This window comes from Pseudoalteromonas sp. Isolate3 (assembly GCF_022398505.1).
Classification (GTDB): domain Bacteria; phylum Pseudomonadota; class Gammaproteobacteria; order Enterobacterales; family Alteromonadaceae; genus Pseudoalteromonas; species Pseudoalteromonas apostichopi.
The window spans coordinates 1-2,857 of the sequence record NZ_JAKEVN010000213.1 but is presented as its reverse complement, the minus strand read 5'-3'; the positions used below and the strand labels follow the sequence as shown (position 1 = coordinate 2,857).

General features: G+C 37.5%; 5 protein-coding genes and 2 pseudogenes. 3 read left to right on the top strand and 4 right to left on the bottom strand.

What is annotated here, in order from left to right; genetic code table 11:
* From L1D46_RS20985 to L1D46_RS20255, 3 genes and pseudogenes are all read left to right on the top strand, one after another.
* The coding region (locus L1D46_RS20985; RefSeq protein ID WP_345779683.1) for a helix-turn-helix domain-containing protein at positions 1 to 118 on the top strand (118 nt) is incomplete at its 5' end.
* A gap of 11 nt (positions 119 to 129) precedes the next feature.
* Positions 130 to 669, top strand: coding sequence for a P-loop NTPase fold protein (locus L1D46_RS20260; protein WP_239978136.1), 540 nt, complete (start codon positions 130 to 132; stop codon positions 667 to 669).
* A gap of 98 nt (positions 670 to 767) precedes the next feature.
* A pseudogene (locus L1D46_RS20255) lies at positions 768 to 1,329 on the top strand (manganese efflux pump MntP family protein).
* Between the two features lies 1 nt (position 1,330).
* On the opposite strand, the gene L1D46_RS20250 reads toward L1D46_RS20255, so the two are convergent.
* From L1D46_RS20250 to L1D46_RS20235, 4 genes and pseudogenes are all read right to left on the bottom strand, one after another.
* Positions 1,331 to 1,549 carry a GDCCVxC domain-containing (seleno)protein gene (locus tag L1D46_RS20250; RefSeq protein WP_062566147.1) on the bottom strand — a complete coding sequence of 73 codons (219 nt, stop codon included), beginning with the start codon at positions 1,547 to 1,549 and terminating at the stop codon, positions 1,331 to 1,333.
* Positions 1,537 to 1,926, bottom strand: a complete 390-nt coding sequence (merC, locus tag L1D46_RS20245) for an organomercurial transporter MerC (RefSeq protein ID WP_016708222.1) — start codon at positions 1,924 to 1,926, stop codon at positions 1,537 to 1,539. Before merC ends, L1D46_RS20250 begins: the two co-directional genes overlap by 13 nt.
* Positions 1,927 to 1,986: 60 nt before the next feature.
* Positions 1,987 to 2,364: a MerR family transcriptional regulator gene (locus tag L1D46_RS20240; protein WP_016708221.1), complete on the bottom strand. Its 378-nt coding sequence runs from the start codon at positions 2,362 to 2,364 to the stop codon at positions 1,987 to 1,989.
* Between the two features lie 222 nt (positions 2,365 to 2,586).
* A pseudogene (locus L1D46_RS20235) lies at positions 2,587 to 2,857 on the bottom strand (hypothetical protein); the annotation flags it as partial.

Sequence of the window (2,857 nt, the reverse complement as noted above, 5' to 3'; positions counted from 1 at the left end):
ATTATATAAAGATAAATTAAATGGTGAATCGATTTCTGCATTAGCAAAAAAATATTCTGTTAGCCGCCCTACGGTTCACAGAACTATTAAAAGAATGGAAAAGCAAAATAATAAATAAAGGGAGATGTTATGTGGTCTGATAAAGAATCAAAAATTGATTTCTTAAATTTTAATGAAACGGCTGAGTCAATAAAAGATCTTATAACAGAAAAGGAATTAATGCCTATTAGCGTCGGTGTCTTTGGTGATTGGGGCGCAGGAAAATCTACTATTCTTGAACTTACCAAAGCATCTTTGGAAACTGATGAACAAGAATATATCCAAGTACATTTTGATGCATGGACTTTCCAAGGGTACGATGATGCTAAAGCTGCGCTATTAGAAACAATCGCATCTACTTTAGTTAAAAAAGCAGCAGACGATAAAAACCTAAGTGCAAAAGCAAAAGAGTTTGCTGGACGAATAGATAAGATCAGACTGATGGGACTACTTATGGATGGTGGTGCAGCATTAGCTGGTATACCAACTATAGGTGGTATACAGAAGAGATTTTACTCGAAACTGATGGCCCTTTCGCCAAAGTGGCGGGGAATATTCTGTTTCCTTCAAGTGTTGGCACTGTTACTGAATATCTGGCTGAAATTTGGTGTAAAAATAAGGCTTCGATAATTGAGCAACTGTCAGCAAACCTTAGGTGTTTAACATCAGTCAAGTAACTAATTATACGTCACGTAATCTTATAACAATTTTATTCAGGTTTAATCGATTTGTTTGAAGTATTTGTATTAGCTATAGCACTCAGTATGGACGTGTTTGCAGTATCCATAGGCTTAGGTTCTAAAAAAGTAGCAAATGCTGAAAAACTCTTTATTAAAGCCGTTGCTTATTTTGGATTTTTCCAAGGCTTTATACCTCTTTTAGGCTATTACAGCGGTAAAGGATGATCATCTTGGATTGAAGATTATGCACCTTGGATAGCTTTTATTTTGCTATTATTTATCGGTGGCAAAAATGATTTATGAGTCCCAATCTGAAGGAATTGAAGAAGATATTGCTAATGTTACTCATCGTGTGCTATTTGTTCTTGCTATTGCCGCCAGTATTGATGCAATGGCGGCAGGTTATGCAATCACATTGCTTGAGGTAGACATAGCCGTAGCTTGCTTGATAATAGGCGTCACGACGTTTGCCTTTAGCTAGATTGGTGTGAATATCGGCGAAAGAAGTGGCGTATGGCTGGAGTCTAAAGCTGAACTATTTGGTGGTTTAGTGTTAATCGCAATCGCATTTAAGATATTACTTGGTTGGCACAGAACCACCGAATACTAGGCTACTTACCTGAGCAACATGCATTGCCTTCTTGAATAGGAGGACACTTAACTGTTCCATAAGAGCAGTAAACGCAACAATCACCTTTGAACGGTTTAAGTAGTGCTTTACAGCTTTCGCATTCGTAATACCATTGGCAAGCGTTTGTAGGCATGGTTTCAACTTTGCTAAATCCACATTCAGGGCAAGTTATCTTAGATTTTAATTCTATACCTTGCATACTGGTTCCTTAATGGGCTTAACAATATCTAAAATAGACATTACGACCATCCAAATGATCCCAAAGTAAAATAAGTAAGTGCTCCAGTCGTATTGCCATAAAGGATAAAGGGTCAGCAATACTGCAATTGGGCCAATGACACTTAAAATGCCTCTTAATGACTCTCGATGTTGATACCAATTATAGAAATTAACTAACAACGCTAGTGAAGCAAATAATGGCAATAAGGTGTTCACCGCTATCCCTTCAAAATGTGAAAGAAAACCTAACCCAAGCGCAGATGCCAATGAGCCGAGCGCAGGAAAACATGCTGTGCAACTAAGGGCGGCTAGCCAAACGCCACCAGAACCTACTTTATCTAGAATTTTATTGATCATAACTATCTACCTCAATTTTTAAGGTAGTATAAACTCCGTACATAAGTACGGGGTCAATAGCTATTTAAGTGAATTTATTACCGGGCAGGATTGAGGGTCTTGATTGGCCTTGCAAGAATCTGTCATATCTTGAATTACTTTCTCTAACCGCTGTAAATCAGCAATTTTATTACGGATGAGATTAAGTTTTTGCAATCCCATCGATTCTATATCAGCGCAACTGCTACTTAGTGACATCAGTGATTCAATTTCTTTCAGCGTAAACCCTAATGCTTTAGCTTTCAGAATAAATTTGAGTTGATTAGCGTGTGTCTCGTCATACTTTCGATAACCTGATTCGGGTTTTGGAGGCTGCTCTATTAAACCTTGGCGCTCATAAAAGCGGATCGTTTCAACATTGATATCTAAATCTTTTGCCAGTTTTCCAATGGTTCTCATAAACATACTCTTTAGAAGCAGAGACATCATTATACAATTAATGCGGATTGCCTAAACTCAATTTTATTGCATGAACGGGGTCGCTAAGCGTCCGCTTTGTAGAATTAAGTTCACATATCCAGATCACTCTGACCGTCTCTTGTTCGCTCTTGCTGCCTGTCAGGTGAAGTCTAAACCTAATCAACAAAACTGTAAGATGAGATATGAGCTACTACATCTAATCTATTGTTTCGTTGAAACTAATTCAATAATTTCACCAGTAGACGTATCCACTCTTATTTCTGTATGTTGCCCTGAGTGCTGAAGTTGATTTTTTAAATCAGCATTAATCAGTTTGAGCTTATCTATTTCAGCGTACATTTCTTGTAATCGCACCAGTAGCTTTTCAAAATCCTTATCGATTTCCTTAGGGTCAATCTCGTTTTTTTGCTTTTCTTTAGCAAGCTTGCTTTTTAGTTCGGCTACCTTTGTTCTGAGTTGTTTTATTAAATTA